The organism is Pseudomonas sp. Pseusp9, assembly GCF_059491265.1.
Genome location: NZ_CP168500.1, coordinates 2069219 through 2093306, shown reverse-complemented (window position 1 = coordinate 2093306; position 24088 = coordinate 2069219). Strand labels below are relative to the sequence as shown.

Sequence of the window (24088 nt, the reverse complement as noted above, 5' to 3'; positions counted from 1 at the left end):
CTGTCAAGGCCCTGACAGAGCGCGCTCTGTAAACCGTCGCATTTAATAGGCCGTAAATGAAAAAACAGCCTCGAATTTCGTGCCTGTCACGCTAAACTGCGCACCTTGGCCGAGACAGGCTGAACCGGTTGCGGGATGGCATGTCCCAAAACCACGAATTCCTTAAATGAGTAACGATCATGACCCAAGTCAAACTGACTACCAACTTTGGCGACATCGTCATCGAACTGAACGCCGAAAAAGCCCCGATCACCGTGGCCAACTTCGTCGAGTACGTCAAAGCCGGTCACTACGAAAACACTGTTTTCCACCGCGTCATCGGTAACTTCATGATCCAGGGCGGCGGTTTCGAGCCAGGCATGAAAGAAAAGAAAGACAAGCGTCCAAGCATTCAGAACGAAGCTGACAACGGTCTTTCCAACGACAAGTACACCATCGCCATGGCCCGCACCATGGAGCCGCATTCGGCTTCCGCCCAGTTCTTCATCAACGTGGCGGACAACAGCTTCCTGAACCACAGCGGCAAGAACGTTCAAGGCTGGGGCTACGCGGTATTCGGTAAAGTGACCGCCGGCACCGACGTTGTCGACAAGATCAAAGGCGTGTCCACCACTTCCAAGGCCGGCCACCAGGACGTACCGGCAGACGACGTGATCATCGAGAAAGCCGAGATCATTGAGTGATACTGCTGATTTCAGACTTGCATCTGGAAGAGGAGCGCCCGGACATTACCCGGGCGTTTCTGGATTTGCTCGCCGGACGCGCCCGCTCGGCGAGTGCGTTGTACATTCTGGGCGACTTCTTCGAGGTGTGGATTGGCGACGACGCCATGACCCCCTTCCAGCGCTCCATCTGCCAGGCCCTGCGCGACCTCAGCGACAGCGGCACGGCCATTTTCCTGATGCACGGCAATCGCGACTTCATGCTCGGCAAGGCGTTCTGCAAAGAAGCCGGCTGCACATTGTTGAAGGATCCGAGTGTCGTGCAACTCAACGGCGAGCCAGTGCTGCTGATGCACGGCGACAGCCTCTGTACCCGCGACGAAAGCTATATGAAGCTGCGTCGCTACCTGCGTAACCCGATCACCCTGTTCATCCTGCGCAATCTGCCGCTGCGCACCCGGCACAAGCTGGCGCGCAAGCTGCGCAGTGAAAGCCGTGCGCAAACACGGATGAAGGCCAATGACATCGTCGATGTCACGCCCGAAGAGATTCCGCGGATCATGCAGCAATACGGCGTGAAAACCCTGATCCACGGGCATACCCACCGTCCCGCGATTCACAAGTTGCAGCTGGGCGAGCAGGCGGCCCGGCGCATTGTGCTGGGGGATTGGGATCGTCAGGGCTGGGCGTTGCAGGTGGATGAGCAAGGGTTTGCCCTGGCGCCCTTTGATTTCGCGCCGCCACCGCAGTTGGCAGCACCTGCAAACTGACTGCCAAACACAAAACCTTGTAGGAGCGAGCCTGCTCGCGATGGACGTTAACGGTAACGCGTATTTCCTGACTAATCGCGCTGCCCTGAAGTCCATCGCGAGCAGGCTCGCTCCTACAGGGGTTGTGTGGAGTTTAGTGGCCCGCGGATGCCGCAGGCCCGGCCTTGGCGGTAAACGGCGGCTTGGCCAGCCAGACAATCAGGATCAGCCCCATGAACATCCAGCCCAGCAAGGTGAAGTAATCCACCGTGGACATGATGTACGCCTGGCTGATCACCGTCTGCTCCAGCTGCGTGTAGGCCTTGGCCCCTGCCCCGCCCAGCTGGGTCAGCGCTTCGCGCGTCGCCGGGTCGAACGGGGTGATGCTTTCGGTCAGGTAGGCATGGTGTTGATCGGCCCGGCGAATCCAGATCCAGGTGGTCAACGATGCCGCGAAACTGCCGCCCAGGGTCCGCAAGAACGTCGCCAGCCCGGAACCGTCGGCAATCTGGCTCGGTGGCAGGTCCGACAGCAGGATGGTCAGGGTCGGCATGAAGAACAGCGCCACGCCTATACCCATGAACAGTTGCACCAGCGCGATGTGCTGGAAGTCCACTTCATTGGTGAAGCCTGCGCGCATGAAACAGCTCAGGCCGATGGCCAGGAACGCCCCGCCCGCCAGCACGCGCATATCGAACTTCGGCGCGTATTTACCGACAAACGGCGCCAGCAGAACCGGCAGGATCCCCAGCGGTGCCACGGCAAAACCGGCCCAGGTCGCGGTGTAGCCCAGTCGCGTTTGTAGCCACTGCGGCAGGATCAGGTTGATCCCGAAGAACCCGGCGTACCCCAGAATCAGCACGATGGTGCCGTAACGGAAGTTGCGATGGGCGAACAGGCGCAGGTTGACCACCGGATGCTCGTCGGTCATTTCCCAGATGATGAAGAACGCCAGGGCCACCACCGAAATCACCGAGCCGATAATGATGAAGCTCGATTCGAACCAGTCGGCATCGTTGCCCTTGTCGAGCACGATCTGCAGCGCCCCGACGCCGATGATCAGTGCGATCAGGCCGACGTAATCCATCGGTTGGCGGCTGGTGACCACCGGGCGCTTTTTCATCTGCTGCGTCACCACCCAGGCAGCGAACAAGCCGATTGGCACATTGATGAAGAAAATCCACGGCCAACTGTAGCTGTCAGTGATCCAGCCGCCGAGGATCGGCCCGGCAATCGGCGCGACCACCGTGACCATCGCCAGCAATGCCAGGGCCAGCCCCCGTTTCGCCGGTGGGTACACCGCGATCAGCAGGGTCTGGGTCATTGGGTACAGCGGTCCGGCCACTACTCCTTGCAGCACCCGAAAGCCCACCAGCTCGGGCATGGACGTGGAAATCCCGCACAAAAACGAGGCCAGCACGAACAGCAGTGTCGCCCAGACAAACAGCTTCACCTCGCCAAAGCGCCGACTGAGCCAGCCGGTCAGCGGCAAGGCGATGGCGTTGCTCACCGCAAACGAGGTGATCACCCAGGTGCCCTGCTCCGAACTCACGCCCAGGTTGCCGGAGATCGTCGGCAACGCCACGTTGGCGATGGTGGTATCGAGCACTTGCATAAAAGTCGCCAGCGACAGGCCGATGGTGCTGAGCAACAGGCTGGGCGGTGTGAAAGACGCGTTATTGCTCATCGCAAATCCTTTGAAGCTCAGGTGGCGCTGCGCCCGTTACAGACGCAGCTAACCCTGTGGGAGCGAGCCTGCTCGCGAAGGCGTCGGTTCAGTCGACATTGATGTTGAATGTCAGTCCGCAATCGCGAGCAGGCTCGCTCCCACAGGGTCAATGTGATGGCATATCAGCGTTGCGCGGTCTTGCTGACCGCGGCGCTGTTGTCGTGGATCAATTGGGTGATCATCGCGTCGGCCTCGGCCAACTGACGGTCGTAGACGTTGGTGCTGAACGAAGCCTTCTGCGGTGGCTGTTGCGCCAGCACCGGCCCGCTCTGGTCGCGCAGGTTCACGTCGACCATGGTCGACAGGCCGACCCGCAACGGGTGTTTGGCCAACTCTTCGGCGTTGACGTGGATACGCACCGGCACACGCTGCACGATCTTGATCCAGTTGCCAGTGGCGTTCTGCGCCGGCAGCAGGGCAAAGGCGCTGCCGGTCCCGGCGCCAAGGCTGTCGATGGTGCCGGTGTATTTGACGTCGCTGCCATAGAGGTCGGTTTCGATCTCGACCGGCTGGCCAATGCGCATGTCACGCAGCTGGGTTTCCTTGAAGTTGGCGTCGATCCACAGCTGATTCAGCGGAATCACCGCCATCAGCGCGGTGCCCGGTTGCACGCGTTGGCCCAGTTGTACAGAACGCTTGGCCACGTAACCGGTGACCGGTGCAATCAGGACGCTGCGTGAGTTGTTCAGGTAAGCCTGGCGCAGTTGCGCAGCGGCGGCCATCACGTCCGGGTGCGATGAAACCACGGTGTCATCGACCAGCGCGCTGGTGGTCTTGAGCTTTTGCTCGGCGTTGGCCAAGGCGTTTTGCGCCGAGGCCAGGTCGTCGCGGGCGTGGGACAGTTCTTCCTGGGAAATCGCCCCGCCGGCGGCGAGGTTCTTGCGCCGGCTGAAATTGTCCTGGGCCTTTTGCACTTCGGCTTTCTGGGCGTTGACCTGGGCTTTCATGCCATCCACATCGCTGTACAGGCCACGCACCTGGCGCACCGTGCGGGCCAGATTGGCCTGGGCGTTTTGCAGGCCGATTTCGGCGTCGTTCGGGTCGAAGTTCACCAGCACCTGGCCTTCATGCACCAGATCGCCATCATCGGCGCCGATGCTGACCACGGTGCCGGTGACCAGCGGCGTGATTTCCACCACGTTGCCGTTCACATAGGCGTCGTCGGTGCTTTCGCTCCAGCGCCCGTAAAACTCGTGGTAGGCCCAGACGCCCGCGCCGCTGAGCACGACAGCGGCAGCCAGCACCAACAGCATGAACTTGCGCTTGCCCGAATTGGGGTTGCCCTGGGTGTTTTCAGGAGGTTGAGTTGTATCGGCAGTGGCCATGACAAGTACCTTGAATTAGTGGGTCAGCGTGGCTGGAGTGGCATCGGCCGAGGCCATGGCCTCAGGCTGGAAACCGCCGCCCAGCGCCTGCATCAGTTGGATCGACAGGTCAATCTGCTCGGCATTCAGGTTGGCCAGCTGACGCTGGGCCTGGAGCAATTGCTGCTCGATGCTGAGCACGTCCAGGTAGTTGCCGATGCCGGAACCGTAACGCTGGACCACGGTGTTGTAGGAGTCCTGGGCAATGTCGGTGGCGTGCTGCTGGGCAGCGATTTGCCGGCCGATATCGCGCAACTGGTTGATGCTGTCACTGACATCCCCCAGCGCCTTCACCAGGCTTTTGTTGTACTGCGCCACGGCGAGGTCGTAATCGGCGTCACGCGAATCGAGGTCGGCGCGCAAGCGGCCACCGTCGAAGATCGGCACAGAAATCGTCGGTGCAATGTTGAAGAAGCGGCTGGCCGAACCAAACATCGCATCGCCCAACAAGGATTCGGCACCGGCAGCGGCGCTGAGGTTCAAATTGGGATAGAACCGGGTCTTGCCGGCGTCGATGCTTTTGCTCGCTGCCTCGACCCGCCAGCGCGCAGCCACCAGGTCCGGGCGACGCCCGAGCAGTTCGGCCGGCAGCACCGAAGGTAGCGCTACCACGCTCGGCTGAAGAATGTTGGGTCGGGCAATTTCATTGCCGCGGTCAGGGCCTTTGCCGAGCAGTACCGCGAGGGCGATTTTCGCGCTGTTCAGGTGCTTTTGCGCGTCGATCAGGTTGGCCTGGGAGGTGGCTTCCAGGCTTTCGGTCTGCTGGAACTGGTACTGGCTGTCGATCCCGGCAGTCAGGCGCCGCTGGCTCAGTTCGAGCATTTGCCGGGTGCGCTTGAGGTCTTCGCTGGACAGGTCATAGACGATGTGCGCCTGTCCGAGATCGCTATAGGCCCGGGCGACATCGGCGACCAGCGTCAGTTGCGCAGCCTGCTGGTCCACTTCAGCGGCACGGGCCTCGCCGAGGGCGGCTTCCCAGGCGTCGCGCTGACCGCCCCACAGGTCGAAGTTGTAGTTGAAACCGGCGCTGATGTTGCGAATGGTGGCGTAAGCGTCACCCTGCCCGCGCGGGTCCTGGTCCCGGGCCAGGCGCGAGCGGCTGACACCGGCGCTGGCATCCAGGGTCGGCATCCGGGCGGCGTCGGCGGCGTAGGCTGCGGCACTGGCCTGATGGGCACGGGCGTCGGCAATTTGCATGTCCGGGCTGTCGCGCAGGGCCTCGCGGATCAGCCCGTCGAGTTGCGGGTCGCCGAGGCTTTTCCACCAGTCGCTTTTCGGCCAGGCGGCCGGCGACAGGGTCACGCCACTGAGGGATTGCCCGGCCTTGAGGCTCTTCGCGTCGAGTTTGACACCTTCGGTCTTCAGGCCGCTGTAACTGGCGCAACCGACGACGCTCATGGCCAACAGCACCAGGCTCAAGCCGGTACGCAAGGGTTTACTGCTCATTTATCACCTACACGCAGCACAGTGATCGGGTCACCGGCTGCCAGCAAAATTTTCTTCAGGATCAGCTCCAGGGTTTTCAGCTCCTCTGGAGTGATGGCACCGGCCAGTTCATTCATGGCTTCGGCGCCGATGTGCGGCAACAGCCCGGCGAGCTTCTGGCCTTCTTCCGTGAGCACAAGCTGTACCTGGCGGCGATCCGCGTCGGAGCGTTGGCGGGCAAGGAAACCTTTCTGTTCCAGACGATCGAGCATGCGCGTCATCGAGCCACTGTCGAGGGACAGGTGACGGCACAACTCGCCCGGCGAATCGACGCCGTACTGGGCCATGATGATCAACACCTTGAACTGCGCGGCGGTGATGCCGTGGGGTTCCATGCGGGTGTCGAGAATCCGGTCCTTGAGCAGCGCGGCACGTCCGAGCAACAGGCCGAGATGGCAATTGTGGAAATCGTCCGGGGAGAAATGTTTCATCTGGCCACCAATTAGCTGCCTAGGCAGTGAATACATGTCGAAATGTTACTGCCTAGGCAGCGAATGTCAACGTAATAGTTAGCTGGCTTGGTAAATAGTTGACTGGTGGTGTCGGGTTTTGTGGTCATAGACGGATGTCACCGCTTTTCTGACCTTATTGTTGATGGTGTACATATCCGTTGCTGAGGTAACGGCGACTATTGGTTCCGCTCTTACAGCGGGTTACTTGGAAGAGCCCCAAGTAACCAAGGGCTCTTGCCCCTGACGTTCGGTGCCTCGCCAAGGCTCGGCATTCCCTCGCTCCGGTCCTGCTCCGTGGGCCCGCCGCGATCGGCCATCCATGGCCGTACGCGGCTAACCCGGCATCCATGCCGGGTTGCCCACTGCGCAGAACCTGCGCTCGACCTCTCGAGGGGGCGTACACCGCAAAAGCCAAAGCGAGGCGGCCTGACAGCCGACCTGACTTTGGCTGGTGCCCCCGTTTCCCTGTAGGAGCGAGCTTGCTCGCTAAAAACGCCAGGACAACGCGGGCATTCAGACAGCCCGCGTTATCGTTGACGACCATCGCGAGCAAGCTCGCTCCTACAGGGCCGAGCGTTAGCTCGCCTGCCGCTCTTGATCTTGATCCACCCGCCCCCTCGGCAGGCTGAGCGGAGGCGTTCATCCGGGGATTGGCGCGCAGCGCCGTGCGGCGAAGCCGCACACATTGCAGGGAGGTGCAGCGAAGCAAACCGTAGGGCAATGCCCCCGGATGAATGCCGGAGCGAAGGAACCCCGAGCCCAAGCGAGGGGCCGTACGTAAGGGGCGAGACTTTTTGGTTCCTTTTGTGTCGTTTGACAAAAGGAACTCGCCGTAAGGGCGAAACCACCAGTCGCCATAACCCAAAAAACGGATATGTACTCAGTCAACAAAGCAAACGCCGGCTATCAGGCCGCCTGAGCAGGCAAACCGGATTGCCGAACCGCCGCTTGATTGAGAATTAGAAATCCCGCTTGTAGAAGATGTCCAGCGAACTGGCCACGCCGCCGGCGGCTTCGAGGTAGACCTTTTTGCTCAGCTTGTAGCGCAAGGCGATGGTGTTGGCCGGTTCGAACACGCCAACGCCATAGCGCAGGCTGAGCTTCTCGGAGATATTGCCGCTGGCCACCACACTGGTGGTGGTGCCGCTGCCCTGGGTGTCGAGCTGGAAGTCCTGGATCCCCAGGTTCTTCGCCAGATCGCCCGTCACCCCGGCACTGCCCATCAGGCCCAGACCGAGGGCCGCCTGGGCGAGCATGTTGTTGTCTTCGCCATTGCTGCTCAGCGGACGCCCGAGCACCAGATAAGACAGGGCCTGCTCCTGGCTCATGGCCGGTTCGGAGAAGATCTGCGTGGTCGGCTGCTCGGCGCTGCCACTCAAACGGATGCCGGCGATGATGTCGTCGGTCTTGCGAATGGCCTCGATGTCCAGGTACGGCTGATCGATGGGCCCGGCAAACAGCAAGCGCGCCCGGCGCACCGAAAGCCGCTGGCCGTAGGCGCGATAGCGGCCGTCGTTGAGCCACAGCTCGCCACGGGTGTCCATGTTGTCGCCGATGTGCACATGCCCTTGCACATTGGCCGTCAGGCCAAACCCGGCAAAGCTCAACTTGTCCTCGCCGACCAGCACTTCGATGTCCATCTTCATGGCTAGCGGCGGCTTGCCCTGCTCGGTTTGCTGGCCGACGATCACCGTGTCATCGGAGACCTTGACCGTCGACGGCGGCAACTCGCGAATGGTGATCTCGCCTTTGGGCACCAGCACTTTGCCGGCGATGGCCAGCTCGTCGCCCTTCATCGAGATCTTCAGGTCCGGTGCGACTTCAAGCTTGGCGTAAGGCTCGACAGTGACCGGCAACTGCGTCCCCTTGAGCGCCAGATCCACCACCAGCGCCTGGCCCCAGGCGATGTTGCCGCTCAGGCTGCCCTGCCCGGCCTTGCCGCTGTTCCAGCCGCCATTGAGCTGTACGCTTTCACCGGCAATCAGCGCTTGAACGTGCAGGTTCTGCAACTCCATCGGCAACTCGGGCCCGGCCACCACGCCGTCGCTGAGTTGCAGGCTGCCATTGACCTGCGGCGCCAACAGCCCGCCGGAAATCGTGCCACTGCCATTCAGGCGCCCGGCCAGCTTTTCGACCATGGGCACAAACGGTCGTGCCACCGACAGGTCCAGCCCGCTCAAGCGGAACGAGCCACTCAGCGGTTTGTTCTTCGGCAACGGATTGAGCTGCGCCTGCACCATCAGTTCACCGAGCTTGCCACCGACGAAATCGAGTTCGGTGTCGATGCGTTTGGGCGTGAGTTTGCTGGTGAGCTTCAAGGTCTGGTAGGGGAAGTCCAGCCACTGGTCCTTTTCCTTGATACGCAAGGTGCCGCCACCGGCATCGACGCTGATCTGGCCGTTCGGACCACTGGCCGGCAGGTCCAGTTGCAGGTCGGCATTGAGCCGGCCCTGCCAGGCGAAATCCTTCGGCAACCACTGTGCGAGGCTGTCGATCGGGAATTGCTTGAGGTGATAACGCAGCTTCGGCTCGGGCATGAGGCGCGAGTCTTCACCGCACAGGCTGGCCTGGCCGGATGCCCAGCAATGGGCGCCAAAGTTGATTTTGCCGTCCGCCAGGCGTTCGAGTTTCGCCGGCCCTTGCAGCTTCCAGTCCTGACCACCGGCCTGGATATCACCGCTGGCCAAACGTCCGCGCCAATTGCCCTTGTCCAGCGCACCGTCCAGGCCCAGGGCCAGTTTCAGCTTCGGCCCTTGCAGGTCGAGGCTCAGCTTCTGGTTTTTGATGTCGCCCTGGCCGCTGGCGGTCAGCGTTCCCAGTGCGGTGTCGCCGGTCTGGATGCCGCTGCCCTTGAGGTCGATTTTCGCCCGTTGTGCACTGTCCAGCGTGGCGTCGATGTTCAGGCTTTGCAGGCGACTGTCCTGGAAGGCCAGTTGCGAGCCTTGCAGGTCAAGCTTGCCTTGGGGCGCCTTGAGTGTGCCGGCGACATCCACGCGGCCATTGAGTTGGCCACGCAGTTGCGGCCAGAGCTGGGCCAGGCGCGGCAGCTTGAGATCGATCTGCCCGGCGAGTTTCTGTTGCAGGCTGCCTTTGCCGCTGATGCTGTTATCGCCGAGGCGAACTTGCAGGGCGGAGAGGTTCCATTGCTCGCCACGGCCATCGGCCTTGGCCTGGATCACCGCCGGTTGCCCGCGCAGTTTGCCCTTGAGGTCCAGGTCGGCATTGAGGCTGAGCGTGTCGTTCTTCATCTCGCCCTGACTGCGCAACGGTCCGGCCAGGGTGCCCGGCAGCTCCCCGACCCAGTACGCCGGGTTGATCGCCGATAAATCCAGCGCGGTATCCCAGGCGATGCCGTCGGCGAATTGCAGGTTCAGGTGCCCTTCGGCCTTGCCCTGCCCGGCCTGGAGTTGAATCTGTTGCAGGTAGATTTTCGTCAGGTCGCCCGCGAACGGACTGGCCAGGGTGAACGCGCCAGCCGGACCATCTGCCGCCGCGTCAAAATGACCGAGGTACTTGCCGTCGGTGTAGGACACCTCGCCGTTGAAGCGGCGCAACGCCACCTCCGGCTCGTCGATCAACGGATAGAGACGGTGCCACGGGAAGTCCAGCCAGTCGATCTTCGCCTCGGCGCTCAGGCCTTTGCTCCAGTCCAGCTGCCCGGTGAGCTTGAGGCTTTGCTTGTCGTTGGCGGTCAGGTCCAGCGCGGCGATCTGTGCGCCCCTGGCGTCGACCTTGCCTTGCAGCGCCAGGGCGACCGGCCCTTGCTCGGCGGGCAGCGTGGCTTTGCCGAGCAGCGCGTAGCCGTTCTTCAAGTCGCCGGCACCCGTGAGCTCAAGCTGATTGAGTTGCAGGGTGTCCGGCAGATCGGCACCGGGCTTGAAGCCATCGGCGGTGATTCGCACCCTGGCCGGCAGGTTTTCCACCAGCGGTTGCAGTTCACCGGTCAGTTGTCCGTTGAGGTAACCGCTACTGTCGGCTTTCAGGTTCAGGGTTTTCAGCAGGTCGCCGTCGATCTTCAGCGCCAGTGCCAAGGGCTCAGGCGTCGACGAAAGGGTCAGTTGGCCTTCGGCGCTGAGCGGCCAGTGACCGCTCGGTTGCAGCAGGCCGGACAGGTTCAGGCTCAGGTCTTCGCGCTGTAACGATACCGCGTCGATCTGCAAACCGGCCGCCGTCCAGTGCGCCGCCAGCTGCAAACCCTTGAGCTCTTCGCTGCCGTTGAACAGCAGGCGGCCGACCTTGACCGCTCCAAGCTCGATGGCCAACGGCAACTTGAGTTCCGGCAGCGTGATCGGGCCGCTGCCCGGTTCTTCCGCACCCGGCGGGAAGGTCAGGCTGACCTGATCGGCCTGCAACTGCTCGATGCACAAAGTCATGCGGGTCAGGCACAGCGGCGACCAGGCAAAAATCACCTGGCTCAGCTCGACCCGGTTGTTGTCCTGTTGCCACAACACCCGGTCGGCACTCCACTGCCCGCCCAGCCGGCCCTGGAAGTTATCCAGGGTCAAACCCGGCACAAAGCCCAACGCCCAGCGGCTGCCCGTCGCCGTGCCCAACACCGTGGCCAGTGTCAGGACAACCAGCATCAACAGCGCGGCCATCGCCAGCAGCGTTACTTTCAAACCACGCTTCACAGCTCAGGCCCCATGGAAAAGTGCAGTCGAATGCCGCCATCGTCGTCCAGCGCATGCGCCAGGTCGAGGCGGATCGGCCCCACCGGCGATACCCAGCGCACGCCGATACCGACCCCGGTCTTGAGATTCGGCAGTTCAAGTGTATTGAAGGAGTTGCCCTGATCGACAAAGGTCGCGACCCGCCATTTTTCGGCGATGGAATACTGATACTCCGCACTGGCGGCCACCATGTAGCGACCACCGATGCGGTCACCGTCGGAGTTCTCCGGGGACAGGCTCTGATAGTCGTAACCGCGCACACTCTGGTCGCCACCGGCGAAGAAGCGCAACGACGGCGGCACCGATTTGAAACCGTTGGTGGCACTGCCGCCGACCTGCACCCGCCCGAGGAAGCGATGGTTGTCGAACACCGTGGTCAGGCCTTTGACCAATGCCGTGCCGTAGATCAGGTTGCTGTCGGAACCCAGTCCTTCCTTGGCCACCTTGCTTTCGAATTGCAGGCGATAACCGTTGTGCGGGTCGATGCGGTTGTCGCTTTTTAGGTACGAATAGCTCACACCGGGCATCAGCAAGTTACTGAGTCCCGAGTCGTCACCCAGTTGGTAATCCTCGCGCTGCCACTTCAGCGACACCACCCGTTGCCAGCCGCTGGGCAATTTGCTGTGCCACTCGGGACCCAGGGTCAGCAGCTTGCTGTGGGTGTCGGTGCCCGCGATGTCCTCATTCTGATAGCCGCCGGCAAAACGCAGTTTGTCCGTCAGCGGTGGGTCCAGCGGAATGTCGTAGAACAGCCCGACGTTTTGCCGCGGCGCCGAGATTTCGGCCTCCCAACCGTAACTGTGCCCTTGCGCGTTGACCCAGTGCCGGGTCCAGTTGGCCTTGGCCCGTGGGCCGACGTCGGTGGAGAAACCCAGGCCCAGGCCCATGGTCCGTGGCTTGCGGGTTTCAAGCTTGACGTCCACCGGGATCGCATCGCCCTTGGACGCCGTGGGTGCTGCGTCCACGCGCACGCCCTCGAAGTAGCCGCTCGATTGCAGGTTCTGGTTGAGTTCGGCGATCAGTTCCGAGTCATAGGGCGTACCGGCCTTGAATGGCACCATGCGTTGCAGCAGCTCGTCATCGAACGGCGTATCACCCTCGAAGCTGACCTTGCCCAGGGTATAGCGCGGACCACTTTCATAGATCAATTCGATATCGGCGACGCCGGCCCGGGGATCGACCGACAGCTTTGAACGGGTGAAACGGCCGCTGAAAAAGCCATACCGCGAAGCCTGATTCTGGATCAGGCGCTTGGCGTCCTCGTAGCGGCCATGATTGAGCACGGCACCGGGCTTGAGCGCGTCGCTCTTGGGGACTCGAAAGGACTTGAGGGAGGCTGCCGGACCATCGACACGCACCGTGACATTGCGCAGACGCACCGGCTCACCGGGGTCGACCTTCAATACCAGGCGCGGCGTGTCGCCACCCTTCACCTCACTGTCGATCTGCGGCTGGTAATAACCCAAGGCCTGGGCGGCCTTGCGCGCCTGTTCTTCGGCGCCACGGCTGAAGCGCAGCAACGCCTGTTCATCGCGATCGCCGAGGCTGCCGATATAGCCTTCTATATTGGCCTTGAGCTCATCATTGGATGGTTTGACCCGTACATCCAATTCACTTTGTGCCAGCGCCGCGCAGCTGATCATCAGCATCAGCACACCGCTGGTATTTCTTCCTGGAAACTTCATAGGCGCGGATGCTATCACGAGCTTGAGAGCGTGATAGAGCCTGGCACGCAAGGAAAGTTCGCCATCTAAGCCGATGCGCTGTGCAACACCTGGGGATTGGGGTGAAAAAACACATGTTCGCGAACCGGTCCTACGGCGACCTCGCCGATTTCTTCATAGCCCTGGCGCTTGTAGAACTCCAGATAACGCGGATTGCCGGTGTCGAGAATCACGCCCTGTGAGTTTTCATCCACCGCGCACCAGTTGTGCACGGCCTGCAGCAATTGCTCGCCGAAGTGTTTGCCCTGGAACTGCGGATGTACCCCCAGCAATGGCAGGACGTGCACCGAGTCGTTCGGCACGCAAGCCTCCACGGCAGCGTGATATTCGAGGTAGCGACGAGTGCAGCGAAACCCCGTGCTGAGCACCATGCGCAGGCGCCAGGCCCAACTTTCGGTGACGCCAAGACGACGTTGCGGCGGTGCGATCAGGGCGATGCCGATCAGGCGGTCGTTGACCAGCAGGCCGATGGCCGGCAGGTCCTGGAGAAAATGCTGGGTCACCAGTTCGCGCACAGTGGCGCGAACCCGCTGTTCGTAACCGGGGCGTTCGGCTTCGAACAAATAGCCGAAAGTCGGCTCGTGTCGATAAGCCTGGTACAGCAGCGAACGCGCTTCGCGGGCGTAGCCGCTGCCGAGCATGTGAACATCGGCGATGGCGGTCGAGGTTTCGGGCATGACGGTTGATCTCCCCGGCACAGCTCGGAAGGCTGCGCTCTTGTTGTTACGAGCCGGTTGGCACCGACACAGTTCCTTACAGATCCGCAATCAGTGTAGGCAATGAAATCGCCTTCGCGAGCGGGCTCGCTCCCACAAAGGTACAAACCACATCTATTCCCTGTGGGAGCGAGCCCGCTCGCGAAGGGGCCATTACTGCCCACATAACGCTGACAGGCAAAACCGAATCCCCTCACCCCACACTGGCCCGATTCCCACATGTCAGCTAGCATCGCCCTTTTGCCAGGACTGCCGACCATGAAGATCGTCTCCTTCAACATCAACGGGCTGCGCGCCCGTCCCCATCAGCTGGCGGCGCTGATCGAAAAGCACCAGCCCGATGTGATCGGCCTGCAGGAAACCAAGGTCCACGACGACCAGTTCCCCCTCGATGAAGTCAGGGCCCTGGGCTATCACGTGTATTTCCACGGGCAAAAGGGCCACTACGGCGTCGCCCTGCTCTCGCGCCAGGAGCCGCTGGCCCTGCATAAAGGTTTCGCCACCGACGAAGAAGACGCCCAGCGACGCTTCATCTGGGGCACCTTCGCCGACGCCAACGGCGTGCCGGTGACCATCATGAACGGTTATTTCCCACAGGGCGAAAGCCGCGACCACCCGACCAAATTCCCGGCCAAGGAACGCTTCTACAACGACTTGCAGCTATTGCTGGAAAGCCAGTTCAAGAACGACCAGCCACTGGTGGTGATGGGCGATGTGAACATCTCCCCGGAAGACTGCGACATCGGCATCGGCCCGGACAACATGAAACGCTGGCTGAAAACCGGCAAATGCAGCTTCCTGCCGGAGGAGCGCGAGTGGATGGCCCGCCTGAAAAACTGGGGCCTGGTCGACAGTTTCCGTCACTTGAACCCGGACGTGACCGACACCTTCAGCTGGTTCGACTATCGCAGCCGTGGCTTCGAAGACGAGCCCAAGCGTGGCCTGCGTATCGACCTGATCCTCGCCTCCCAGGGCTTGCTGCCACGGGTGAAGGCTGCCGGGGTGGACTACGAACTGCGCGGCATGGAAAAACCTTCGGACCATGCGCCGATCTGGCTTGAGTTGAGCTGACTGTTCAAGATTCACATCAAGCTACTGTGGGAGCGAGCCTGCTCGCGAAAGCGGAGTGTCAGGCGTAGGAGATGTTGGCTGTGCCGGCCTCTTCGCGAGCAGGCTCGCTCCCACATCTGGTTAAAGCGTCACATTTCGGAAACCTTACTGACTTAATCTCCCGACACCTCCTTTGGCTATATAAGGTGCCGGCATGATGCTGCGCGTGTTGTTCCTGTTGATGCTGTGCATGGGCTTGCCGCAGGCGGGCTCGGCCGGCGACTTGCCGACACCCGAACACGGCCCGGTGCTGCGCATTCAGGGTTCCAACACCATCGGCGCGGCATTGGGGCCGGCGCTGGTCGAGGGGTTGCTGAGCGCACAGGGCCTGCGCAGGATTCACCGTGAAACCCCGGACACCGCCAACGAACTGCGCATAGTCGGCGAAACCGTTCAGGGCCGTCGGGTCGTGGTTGAAGTGGCAGCCCATGGTTCCAGCACCGGCTTCACCGCGCTGAAAACAGCCAGTGCCGATCTGGCCGCCTCGTCGCGCCCGATCAAGGACAGCGAACTGGCCAGCCTGCAGCCCCTCGGTGACCTGAAAAGCCCGAGCGCCGAACAGGTCATCGCCATCGACGGCCTGGCGATCATCCTTCACCCGGACAATCCGCTGAACCAACTCGACACCGTGCAACTGGCGCGCATTTTCAGCGGCGAGGTGAAGACCTGGGAGGACATCGGCGGTCGTGGCGGGGCGATTCATCTGTATGCGCGGGATGATCAGTCCGGGACATACGACACCTTCAAGGAACTGGTCCTCAGTGGTCGCGGGAAAACCCTCGGCAGCGCGGCGAAACGCTTCGAATCCAGCGAACAACTGTCCGATGCGGTCAGCGCAGACCCACAAGGCATCGGTTTCATCGGTTTACCCTACGTGCGCCAGGCCAAAGCCGTGGCCATTGTCGATGGTCAATCGCAAGCCATGCTGCCGCTCAACAGCCTGATTGCCACGGAAGACTATCCGCTGTCCCGCCGCTTGTTCTTCTACCTGCCACCCAACGAACAAAATCCCTGGGCCAAGGCCCTGGTGGCCTTTGCCCAAAGCACTGAGGGTCAAGCCATTGTGGCCGCCAACGGCTTTATCGCCCAAACCGTTCAGGCCATGGCCGTGGCGCCCAATGCGCTGATGCCCGAGGGTTATCAGGCGCTGAGCCGTCACGCGCAGCGACTGTCGGTGAACTTCCGTTTCGAGGAAGGCAGCGCCACCCTGGACAACAAGGCCCGACAGGACCTGTGGCGGGTGCTCGACTATATGAAACAGCACGGCAAGACCGAGGGACAGGTCACGCTGGTGGGGTTTGGCGATGCCAAGAGCGACCCGGCGCGCGCCGATCTGTTGTCGAAACTGCGGGCCATGGCGGTACGGCGGGAGCTGGTGAAGAGCGGCGTGGTGTTTCGCGAGATCCGTGGGTTCGGTGCCGAAATGCCGGTAGCGGCCAATAGCGCCGATGAAGGAAGGATCAAGAATCGGCGGGTTGAGGTTTGGGTTTATTGAGCCGGATGTTGCTGTGTTGAGCCGGCTGACGCCATCGCGAGCAGGCTCGCTCCTACATAGGTCGCACTAAACCTGTGGGAGCGAGCCTGCTCGCGATGAACGATAACGCGGTGCCTGTCAGTGCCCGCTACGCATCATTTCCTTCGGCACATACTTGCCGATCTCGAACTTGCCGATCGCCGCGCGGTGCACTTCGTCCGGGCCGTCGGCCAGGCGCAGGGTGCGCTGCATTGCGTACATGTAGGCCAGCGGGAAATCGTTGGAAACCCCTGCCCCGCCGTGGATCTGGATTGCCCGGTCGATCACGCGCAACGCAACGTTTGGCGCGACGACCTTGATCTGCGCGATCTCGCTGCGAGCCACTTTATTGCCAACCGTGTCCATCATGTACGCCGCCTTCAGTGTCAGCAGGCGTGCCATGTCGATCTCCATCCGCGAGTCGGCGATCTTGTCGACGTTACCGCCCAGCCGCGCCAGGGGTTTGCCGAATGCCGTACGGCTCACCGAGCGTTTGCACATCAGTTCCAGCGCACGCTCGGCCATGCCGATCGAACGCATGCAGTGGTGAATCCGGCCCGGGCCAAGGCGACCTTGCGCAATTTCGAAGCCGCGGCCTTCGCCCAGCAGGACGTTTTCGTACGGCACCCGGACATTTTCAAACAGCACTTCGGCATGTCCGTGGGGAGCGTCGTCGTAGCCGAACACCGGCAGTGGACGCAGGATTTTCACCCCGGGGGTGTCCACCGGCACCAGAATCATCGAGTGCTGGGCGTGACGCGGCCCGTCCGGATTGCTCAGCCCCATGAAAATCAGGATCTTGCAGCGCGGATCGCACGCACCCGAGGTCCACCATTTCTTGCCGTTGATCACCCACTCGTCGCCATCGCGCACCGCACGGGCGGCCATGTTGGTGGCGTCGGAGGATGCGACATCCGGTTCGGTCATGGCGAATGCCGAGCGGATCTCGCCGCGCAGCAAGGGTTCGAGCCAGCGTTGCTTCTGCTCTTCGTTGGCGTAACGCACCAGCACTTCCATGTTGCCGGTGTCCGGTGCCGAGCAGTTGAACGGCTCTGGCCCCAGCAGCGAGCGGCCCATGATTTCCGCCAGCGGCGCGTATTCGAGGTTGGTCAGGCCCGCACCCAGTTCAGACTCAGGCAGAAACAAATTCCACAGGCCTTCGGCCTTGGCCTTGGCCTTGAGCTCTTCCATGATCGCGGTCGGCTGCCAGCGATCGCCTTCGGCGACCTGGCGCTCGAACACCGCTTCGGCAGGATAAACGTAGGTGTCCATGAACGCTGTCACGCGCTCGCGCAGTTCCTGAACCTTGGGCGAATAAGCGAAATCCATGAGCGAGATACCTTCTTGGGGGAGGTTGTTTAGATCATGTATCGATGCTAGAACAGCGTTGATAATTTACCTAGCCTATTCTCGGCGTGTATTAACATTCATCACCGATATATGATCGGCTGTTCGCCACGGTCAGTCCGCCCACACAATAAGAGAGCCCGCGTAATGAATCTGAGCAAGGTCGATCTCAACCTTTTCATCGTCTTCGACGCGATCTACACCGAAGCCAATCTGACCCGCGCCGGGCAAATCGTCGGCATTACCCAACCGGCGGTGTCGAATGCGCTGGCGCGTCTGCGCGAGACCTTCAACGACCCGCTGTTCGTGCGCACCGCCCAGGGCATGGTGCCGACGCCCATGGCCCAGAACATCATCGGTCCGGTACGCAACGCGCTCTCGCTGCTGCGCGTGTCGGTGCAGGAAAGCCGCATTTTCAACCCGCAGCAAGCGGTCAAGACCTACCGCATCAGCATGACCGACCTCACTGAAGCGGTGATCCTGCCGCCGCTGTTCCAGCGCCTGCGCCGCCTGGCGCCGACGGTGATCATCGAAAGCTTCCTGTCCAAACGCCGCGAAACCACCAAGGAACTGGCAGCCGGGCGCCTCGACTTCGCGGTCGATGCGCCGCTCAACACCGACCCGCAGGTACGCCACGTCAAGTTGATGGAAGACCGCTACGTGTGCGCCATGCGCAAGGGGCATCCGCTGGCGGGCAAGGAGAAACTCACGCTGGACGATTACCTGGGCCTGACCCACATCCATATTTCCAGCCGCCGCAGTGGTCTCGGCCATGTCGACCTGGCACTGGGCAAGATGGGCATCCAGCGCAAGATCGCCCTGCGCTCCCAGCATTACCTGATGGCCTCGCAAGTGTTGCAGCAGACGGACATGGTCATGACCGTGCCGGAACGCTTCGCCCGCCGCAACGACCTGCACGCCTTTTATCTGCCGGTCAACGATGTGCCGCCGGTGGAAACCCACCTGTACTGGCACGAAAGCACCGACCAGGACCCGGCGAACCGCTGGATGCGCGAGCAGATGATCGAGTTGTGCCAGCAGGTGACGGCGCAGGAGAAAAAGCTCGAGAAGGCTTAAGGCTTGATACCGAGGTGCCTTTTTCGCGAGCAGGCTCGCTCCCACATTTGGAATGTGCTCCCCCTGTGGGAGCGAGCCTGCTCGCGAAGGGGCCAGCAAGAACAGCGAAATCCAATGCCCCTTGACGTAAACGTCAACCTGCCATTAGCTTAGCGCCATGACCTTTTGCGAGCGCGCCCATGAGCAGCCAGACCTACAGCATTTCCGATCTCGCCCGCGAGCTCGACATCACCACCCGCGCCATTCGCTTCTATGAAGAGCAAGGCCTGCTCAGCCCCGAGCGTCGTGGCCAGGAACGCATTTACTCGCCTCGCGACAAGGTCAGCCTGAAGCTGATCCTGCGGGGCAAACGCATCGGTTTCTCGCTGGCTGAATGCCGCGAGCTGATCGAGCTCTACGACCCCTCCAGCGGTAACACCAAGCAACTGCACAGCATGCTGGCGAAAATCAGCGAGCGCCGTGAGCAGCTTGAACAGCAGTTGCTGGACATCGAACAGATGAAACTGGAGCTGGATACTGCCGAAGAGCGCTGCGTGCAGGCGCTGGAGCAGACGCTCAAAAGCCAGGAATCAATTCAGTAAATCCACACCGCCCCCTTGTAGGAGCGAGCTTGCTCGCGATGGCCGTCAACGATAACGCGTGTCTGCTGGATAAACGCGGTGCCTGGGAGCCCATCGCGAGCAGGCTCGCTCCTACAGGGTTCTCCGAACAATCAGCACAGGTCGAAGCCCATGTCCCTCCCCTCCCACGTACGTATTGTCGAAGTCGGCCCGCGCGACGGCCTGCAGAACGAAGCCCAGCCCATCAGCGTCGCCGACAAGGTGCAACTGGTCGACGCGCTCACGGCCGCGGGCCTCGGTTATATAGAAGTCGGCAGCTTCGTTTCGCCCAAGTGGGTGCCGCAGATGGCCGGTTCCGCCGAGGTTTTCGCACAGATACAGCGCAAACCGGGTGTGGTGTATGGCGCGCTCGCTCCCAACCTGCGCGGCTTTGAAGATGCCCTCGCCGCCGGGGTCAAGGAAGTGGCCGTGTTCGCGGCAGCATCCGAAGCTTTTTCCCAGCGCAACATCAACTGTTCGATCAGCGAAAGCCTGGAGCGTTTCGGGCCGATCATGGACGCTGCCAGACAACATGGGGTGACCGTGCGCGGGTATGTGTCCTGTGTGCTGGGCTGCCCCTATGAAGGGAACGTCGCCCCGGAGCAAGTCGCCGTGGTCGCTCGCGAGCTCTATGCCATGGGCTGTTATGAGGTCTCGCTGGGGGACACCATCGGCACCGGCACCGCTGGCGCAACCCGCAAGATGTTCGAAGCGGTATCAAAGGCTGTGCCCCGGGAAAAACTCGCAGGGCACTTTCACGACACCTACGGTCAGGCTGTGGCCAACATCTACGCCAGCCTGCTGGAAGGCATCGCGGTGTTCGACAGCTCCATCGCCGGCCTGGGCGGCTGCCCCTATGCCAAGGGCGCCAGCGGTAACGTGGCGACCGAAGACGTGGTTTACCTGCTCAACGGCCTGGGCATCGACACCGGAATCGATCTGGACGCCTTGATGCTCGCCGGTCAGCAGATTTGCACCGTACTGGGTCGCCCTACCGGTTCCCGCGTGGCCAAGGCCCGCAGCGCACAGTGAGTACGCTGAGTGTGTCCGGGTGTTACCGCGCGGACACAAACGTGGGCACATACGAGTAACACGGAAACAAAATGTAGGGTTTTACCTGAGGCGAAAAACCCTACAAATCTCCAAACCATTGATTTTAAAGGCTTTTAAAAAGTTGGCACGGCTTCTGCTATATCTATCGCACAACAAGAATAAAAAAATTGCGGCAAACCTAATAAAAACAAGACGTAACGACTCTGACATAACAAAAACAACACGGCAGAGACGCAGCTAACAGATTTTTTTGGAGAAGATGTGCTTTTCAGGGTGCTTTTCGGAGTTACCCGCAACCGGGCAGAGAACAATAAAACTACCTTCAGGTAGCTCCCGAACTGGTTGGATCGCTTGGCGAAAAAGTAGATCAGCGCTCAAAAAAATACGTTTGCTCTTGATCCCGAATGGGGATCGCCAAAAACAGCGGTAAAGGGCAACGGTTGCCAAAAACAAAAACAGACCGACCCTCAATAATAAAAAAAGAGCACGCGCAACGACAAATTAAAGGGGAGCTTCGGCTCCCCTTTGTGCTGTCTGGCATTCAGGTTTTACACCGCCCTCTGTAGGAGCGAGCTTGCTCGCGAAGGTCGCCAACGATAACGCGTACATCCTGAATGAACGCGGCATCCTTGAGTTCTTCGCGAGCAAGCTCGCTCCTGCAAGAGGCCTCGTCAGGCCTTGTTGATGCGCAACTCCTCGATACTGATCTCGCGCATCCGGAATTTCTGGATCTTGCCGGTCACGGTCATTGGAAACTCCTCGACGAACTTGAAGTAGCGCGGCGTCTTGAAGTGCGCGATGCGCTCCTTGCACCAGGCTTGCAGCTCTTGCTCGGTGGCGCTGTGGCCGGGGTGGAACTTGATCCAGGCGACGATCTCTTCGCCGTAGCGCGAACAAGGAATGCCGATCACCTGAACGTCGGCAACCGCCGGATGAGTAAAGAAAAACTCTTCCAGTTCCCGCGGGTAAATATTCTCACCGCCACGGATGATCATGTCCTTGTTACGCCCGGCAATGCACACGTAACCCTCATCGTTCATGCTCGCCAGGTCGCCGGTGTGCATCCAGCCGGCCTGATCGATGGCTTCTGCGGTGCCTTCGAGGTTGTTCCAGTAGCCCACCATCACACTGTAGCCACGGGTACACAGCTCACCGATAGTGCCACGGGGCACCAGGTTGCCCGCCTCGTCAATGATCTTGCTTTCCAGTTGCGGCTGGGTGCGCCCGACCGTGGTAACGCGCAATTCCAGATCGTCCGACGGACCGGTCTGCAACGACACGGGACTGGTTTCCGTCATGCCGTAGGCAATCTGCACTTCACTCATGTGCATTTCACTGATGACCCGGCGCATCACTTCGATAGGACAGGTTGCGCCCGCCATGATCCCGGTGCGCAGGCTCGACAGGTCGAACTCCGCGCGCTGCGGCTGATCGAGCATGGCGATGAACATGGTTGGCACGCCGTACAACGCTGTGGCCTTTTCTTCGGCAACGGTGTTGAGGGTCAGCAGCGGATCGAACGCGTCATTCGGATAAATCATCGTGCTGCCATGGGTGATGCAGCCGAGGTTGCCCATGACCATGCCGAAGCAGTGATACAGCGGTACCGGAATCACCAGGCGATCGGCCGCCGTCAGGCCCAGGCTTTCGCCGACCATGTAGCCATTGTTGAGAATGTTGTAGTGACTGAGGGTCGCGCCCTTGGGGAAACCGGTGGTGCCGGAGGTGTACTGGATATTCACCGGCTGATCGAAATTCAGACTGTCCTGGCGCTCATGCAGTTGCTCGAGCGTCACGCTACCTGCCAGAGCGGCCAGTTGCGACCATGGCAGGAACCCCGATGGCGGCTGCGCATCCAGGCTGATGACACCACGCAACTCCGGCAACCGCTCGCTGTGCAACTTGCCGATGGATTGCTCGGCCAGTTCCGGCACCAGGCCTTGCAGCATCGCGTGATAGTTCGAGGTCTTGAAGGCCCCGGCACATACCAGCCATTGGCAACCGGATTGCTTGAGTACGTATTCGAGTTCGGAACTGCGATACGCAGGATTGATATTGACCAGAATCACGCCGATTTTCGCGGTGGCAATCTGGCTGATGCACCACTGCGCACAGTTCGGTGCCCAAATGCCGAGACGGTCCCCGGCTTGCAGCCCCAACGCCAGAAGCGCCCTGGCGTGCAGGTCCGCGGCCTCGGCCAATTGCCGCCAGGTGTAACGCAGCTGTTGATGGCGCACCACCAGCGCCTCCCCGTCCGGGTACTGCGCAACCGTGTTGTCGAACGCCTGGCCGATAGTCATCGCCAGCAAGGCTTTATCCTGGGAACCACGGGTGTAACTGCGTTGCGGGTTTGCACTGGGTTGATCCATGACGACCCCTATTGTCTTTATTAATGGGCTACTCGCGGTCATCTGTAGGAGCGAGCTTGCTCGCGATGGAGGTCAACGATGACGCGTACTGCCTGAAAAATGCGTCGCCTTTAAGCTCATCGCGAGCAAGCTCGCTCCTACAGGGTTGGTCCGCTTTTCTATCTTGAACTGCCCCTACTCTCGCTCAAGTTGACGTTAACGTAAAGGGTGATTGACAGCCATTCGTCACAGGTTTACGTTAACGTAAAGGTGAGAACTGAATCACGACCCTCCCCGCCCGACAAAAAAGCCAAAAGGTGCCCCATGAGCTACCCATCCCTGAACTTTGCCCTCGGTGAAACCATCGACATGCTGCGCGATCAGGTTCAGTCCTTCGTCGCCAAAGAGATCGCCCCGCGTGCCGCTCAGATCGACACCGACAACCTGTTCCCCGCCGACCTGTGGCGCAAATTCGGCGACATGGGCCTGCTGGGCATTACCGTGCCGGAAGAGTACGGCGGTGCCGGCCTGGGTTACCTGGCCCACGTGGTCGCCATGGAAGAAATCAGCCGTGGCTCGGCCTCGGTGGCCCTGTCCTACGGCGCCCACTCCAACCTCTGCGTCAACCAGATCAACCGCAACGGCAACCACGAACAGAAATCCAAATACCTGCCGAAACTGATCAGCGGCGAGCACATCGGCGCATTGGCCATGAGCGAGCCGAATGCCGGCTCCGACGTGGTCTCGATGAAACTGCGTGCCGACAAACGCGGCGACAAGTACGTGCTCAACGGCAGCAAGACCTGGATCACCAACGGTCCGGACGCCAACACCTATGTGATCTACGCCAAGACCGACCTGGAAAAGGGCCCCCACGGCATCACCGCCTTCATCGTCGAGCGCGACTGGAAAGGCTTCAGCCGCAGCAACAAGTTCGACAAGCTCGGCATGCGCGGTTCGAACACCTGCGAGCTGTTTTTCGATGACGTCGAAGTGCCGGAAGAAAACATCCTCGGCGTGCTCAACGGTGGCGTAAAGGTGCTGATGAGCGGCCTCGACTACGAGCGCGTTGTCCTGTCCGGTGGCCCGACCGGGATCATGCAGGCGTGCATGGACCTGATCGTGCCGTACATCCACGACCGCAAGCAGTTCGGCCAGAGCATCGGCGAATTCCAGCTGATCCAGGGCAAGGTCGCCGACATGTACACCCAACTCAACGCCAGCCGCGCCTATCTGTATGCCGTGGCCCAGGCTTGCGAGCGCGGCGAAACCACGCGCAAGGACGCCGCCGGGGTAATCCTCTATTCCGCCGAACGCGCCACGCAAATGGCCCTCGACGCGATCCAGATTCTCGGTGGCAACGGCTACATCAACGAATTCCCGGCGGGCCGCCTGCTACGTGACGCCAAGCTGTACGAAATCGGCGCCGGCACCAGTGAGATCCGGCGCATGCTGATCGGTCGCGAACTGTTCAACGAAACCCGCTAAAC

Annotated in this window: 17 protein-coding genes; 8 read left to right on the top strand and 9 right to left on the bottom strand. The window is 61.1% G+C overall.

Annotation, left to right across the window (positions count from 1 at the left end; translation table 11 throughout):
* Positions 1 to 179: 179 nt before the first annotated feature.
* Positions 180 to 683, top strand: coding sequence for a peptidylprolyl isomerase (locus tag ACEN8E_RS09425; RefSeq protein WP_495592370.1), 504 nt, complete (start codon positions 180 to 182; stop codon positions 681 to 683).
* Positions 680 to 1432 carry a UDP-2,3-diacylglucosamine diphosphatase gene (lpxH, locus tag ACEN8E_RS09420; protein ID WP_495592369.1) on the top strand — a complete coding sequence of 251 codons (753 nt, stop codon included), beginning with the start codon at positions 680 to 682 and terminating at the stop codon, positions 1430 to 1432. The genes ACEN8E_RS09425 and lpxH overlap by 4 nt, the downstream gene beginning before the upstream one ends.
* 133 nt (positions 1433 to 1565) lie before the next feature.
* On the opposite strand, the gene ACEN8E_RS09415 is transcribed toward lpxH, so the two are convergent.
* From ACEN8E_RS09415 to ACEN8E_RS09385, 7 genes are all read right to left on the bottom strand, one after another.
* Complete coding sequence (locus tag ACEN8E_RS09415) at positions 1566 to 3098, bottom strand: DHA2 family efflux MFS transporter permease subunit (protein WP_495592368.1); 1533 nt, start codon at positions 3096 to 3098, stop codon at positions 1566 to 1568.
* 164 nt (positions 3099 to 3262) lie between these two features.
* On the bottom strand, positions 3263 to 4465 hold the full coding sequence (locus tag ACEN8E_RS09410) for an HlyD family secretion protein (RefSeq protein ID WP_495592367.1): 1203 nt from the start codon (positions 4463 to 4465) through the stop codon (positions 3263 to 3265).
* A gap of 15 nt (positions 4466 to 4480) precedes the next feature.
* A complete protein-coding gene (locus ACEN8E_RS09405; protein ID WP_495592366.1) occupies positions 4481 to 5950 on the bottom strand; it encodes an efflux transporter outer membrane subunit in 1470 nt (489 codons plus the stop codon).
* Positions 5947 to 6420 carry a MarR family winged helix-turn-helix transcriptional regulator gene (locus tag ACEN8E_RS09400; RefSeq protein WP_495592365.1) on the bottom strand — a complete coding sequence of 158 codons (474 nt, stop codon included), beginning with the start codon at positions 6418 to 6420 and terminating at the stop codon, positions 5947 to 5949. Before ACEN8E_RS09400 ends, ACEN8E_RS09405 begins: the two co-directional genes overlap by 4 nt.
* 980 nt (positions 6421 to 7400) lie before the next feature.
* On the bottom strand, positions 7401 to 11072 hold the full coding sequence (locus ACEN8E_RS09395; protein ID WP_495592364.1) for a translocation/assembly module TamB domain-containing protein: 3672 nt from the start codon (positions 11070 to 11072) through the stop codon (positions 7401 to 7403).
* Positions 11069 to 12796 (bottom strand): autotransporter assembly complex protein TamA, encoded by a 1728-nt coding sequence (locus ACEN8E_RS09390; RefSeq protein WP_495592363.1) that lies wholly within the window; start codon positions 12794 to 12796, stop codon positions 11069 to 11071. Before ACEN8E_RS09390 ends, ACEN8E_RS09395 begins: the two co-directional genes overlap by 4 nt.
* Before the next feature lie 65 nt (positions 12797 to 12861).
* Positions 12862 to 13512: a GNAT family N-acetyltransferase gene (locus ACEN8E_RS09385; RefSeq protein ID WP_495592362.1), complete on the bottom strand. Its 651-nt coding sequence runs from the start codon at positions 13510 to 13512 to the stop codon at positions 12862 to 12864.
* A 297-nt stretch (positions 13513 to 13809) separates the two neighbouring features.
* Between ACEN8E_RS09385 and xthA the strand changes: the two genes are divergently transcribed.
* Entirely contained in the window at positions 13810 to 14622 is an 813-nt protein-coding gene (gene xthA / locus ACEN8E_RS09380) for an exodeoxyribonuclease III (RefSeq protein ID WP_495592361.1), read from the top strand.
* Positions 14623 to 14815: 193 nt separating this feature from the next.
* A complete protein-coding gene (locus ACEN8E_RS09375; protein WP_495592360.1) occupies positions 14816 to 16156 on the top strand; it encodes a substrate-binding domain-containing protein in 1341 nt (446 codons plus the stop codon).
* A 117-nt stretch (positions 16157 to 16273) separates the two neighbouring features.
* Here the strand turns inward: ACEN8E_RS09375 and ACEN8E_RS09370 are convergent, their stop codons facing one another.
* Positions 16274 to 17503, bottom strand: coding sequence for an acyl-CoA dehydrogenase (locus ACEN8E_RS09370; RefSeq protein ID WP_413427502.1), 1230 nt, complete (start codon positions 17501 to 17503; stop codon positions 16274 to 16276).
* Positions 17504 to 17668: 165 nt separating this feature from the next.
* Between ACEN8E_RS09370 and ACEN8E_RS09365 the strand changes: the two genes are divergently transcribed.
* From ACEN8E_RS09365 to ACEN8E_RS09355, 3 genes are all read left to right on the top strand, one after another.
* Complete coding sequence (locus ACEN8E_RS09365) at positions 17669 to 18598, top strand: LysR family transcriptional regulator (RefSeq protein ID WP_495592359.1); 930 nt, start codon at positions 17669 to 17671, stop codon at positions 18596 to 18598.
* Between the two features lie 179 nt (positions 18599 to 18777).
* Positions 18778 to 19179, top strand: coding sequence for a MerR family transcriptional regulator (locus ACEN8E_RS09360; protein ID WP_007980992.1), 402 nt, complete (start codon positions 18778 to 18780; stop codon positions 19177 to 19179).
* A gap of 150 nt (positions 19180 to 19329) precedes the next feature.
* Complete coding sequence (locus ACEN8E_RS09355; protein ID WP_495592358.1) at positions 19330 to 20229, top strand: hydroxymethylglutaryl-CoA lyase; 900 nt, start codon at positions 19330 to 19332, stop codon at positions 20227 to 20229.
* 692 nt (positions 20230 to 20921) lie between these two features.
* Here ACEN8E_RS09355 and ACEN8E_RS09350 read toward each other — a convergent pair.
* Positions 20922 to 22619 carry an AMP-binding protein gene (locus ACEN8E_RS09350; RefSeq protein ID WP_495592357.1) on the bottom strand — a complete coding sequence of 566 codons (1698 nt, stop codon included), beginning with the start codon at positions 22617 to 22619 and terminating at the stop codon, positions 20922 to 20924.
* A 303-nt stretch (positions 22620 to 22922) separates the two neighbouring features.
* Here ACEN8E_RS09350 and ACEN8E_RS09345 point away from each other — a divergent pair, with 303 nt between their 5' ends.
* Positions 22923 to 24086, top strand: coding sequence for an isovaleryl-CoA dehydrogenase (locus tag ACEN8E_RS09345; RefSeq protein ID WP_413427499.1), 1164 nt, complete (start codon positions 22923 to 22925; stop codon positions 24084 to 24086).
* Positions 24087 to 24088: the final 2 nt, after the last annotated feature.

Excerpts from the sequence above, each read along its gene's own strand:
- ACEN8E_RS09370 (WP_413427502.1), bottom strand. The coding sequence starts at position 17,503 with ATGGATTTCGCTTATTCGCCCAAGGTTCAGGAACTGCGCGAGCGCGTG.
- ACEN8E_RS09360 (WP_007980992.1), top strand. The coding sequence starts at position 18,778 with ATGAGCAGCCAGACCTACAGCATTTCCGATCTCGCCCGCGAGCTCGAC.
- ACEN8E_RS09405 (WP_495592366.1), bottom strand. The coding sequence starts at position 5,950 with ATGAGCAGTAAACCCTTGCGTACCGGCTTGAGCCTGGTGCTGTTGGCC.
- ACEN8E_RS09365 (WP_495592359.1), top strand. The coding sequence starts at position 17,669 with ATGAATCTGAGCAAGGTCGATCTCAACCTTTTCATCGTCTTCGACGCG.
- ACEN8E_RS09390 (WP_495592363.1), bottom strand. The coding sequence starts at position 12,796 with ATGAAGTTTCCAGGAAGAAATACCAGCGGTGTGCTGATGCTGATGATC.
- ACEN8E_RS09415 (WP_495592368.1), bottom strand. The coding sequence starts at position 3,098 with ATGAGCAATAACGCGTCTTTCACACCGCCCAGCCTGTTGCTCAGCACC.
- ACEN8E_RS09350 (WP_495592357.1), bottom strand. The coding sequence starts at position 22,619 with ATGGATCAACCCAGTGCAAACCCGCAACGCAGTTACACCCGTGGTTCC.
- xthA (WP_495592361.1), top strand. The coding sequence starts at position 13,810 with ATGAAGATCGTCTCCTTCAACATCAACGGGCTGCGCGCCCGTCCCCAT.
- ACEN8E_RS09385 (WP_495592362.1), bottom strand. The coding sequence starts at position 13,512 with ATGCCCGAAACCTCGACCGCCATCGCCGATGTTCACATGCTCGGCAGC.
- ACEN8E_RS09400 (WP_495592365.1), bottom strand. The coding sequence starts at position 6,420 with ATGAAACATTTCTCCCCGGACGATTTCCACAATTGCCATCTCGGCCTG.
- ACEN8E_RS09425 (WP_495592370.1), top strand. The coding sequence starts at position 180 with ATGACCCAAGTCAAACTGACTACCAACTTTGGCGACATCGTCATCGAA.
- ACEN8E_RS09355 (WP_495592358.1), top strand. The coding sequence starts at position 19,330 with ATGTCCCTCCCCTCCCACGTACGTATTGTCGAAGTCGGCCCGCGCGAC.
- ACEN8E_RS09410 (WP_495592367.1), bottom strand. The coding sequence starts at position 4,465 with ATGGCCACTGCCGATACAACTCAACCTCCTGAAAACACCCAGGGCAAC.
- ACEN8E_RS09375 (WP_495592360.1), top strand. The coding sequence starts at position 14,816 with ATGATGCTGCGCGTGTTGTTCCTGTTGATGCTGTGCATGGGCTTGCCG.
- ACEN8E_RS09345 (WP_413427499.1), top strand. The coding sequence starts at position 22,923 with ATGAGCTACCCATCCCTGAACTTTGCCCTCGGTGAAACCATCGACATG.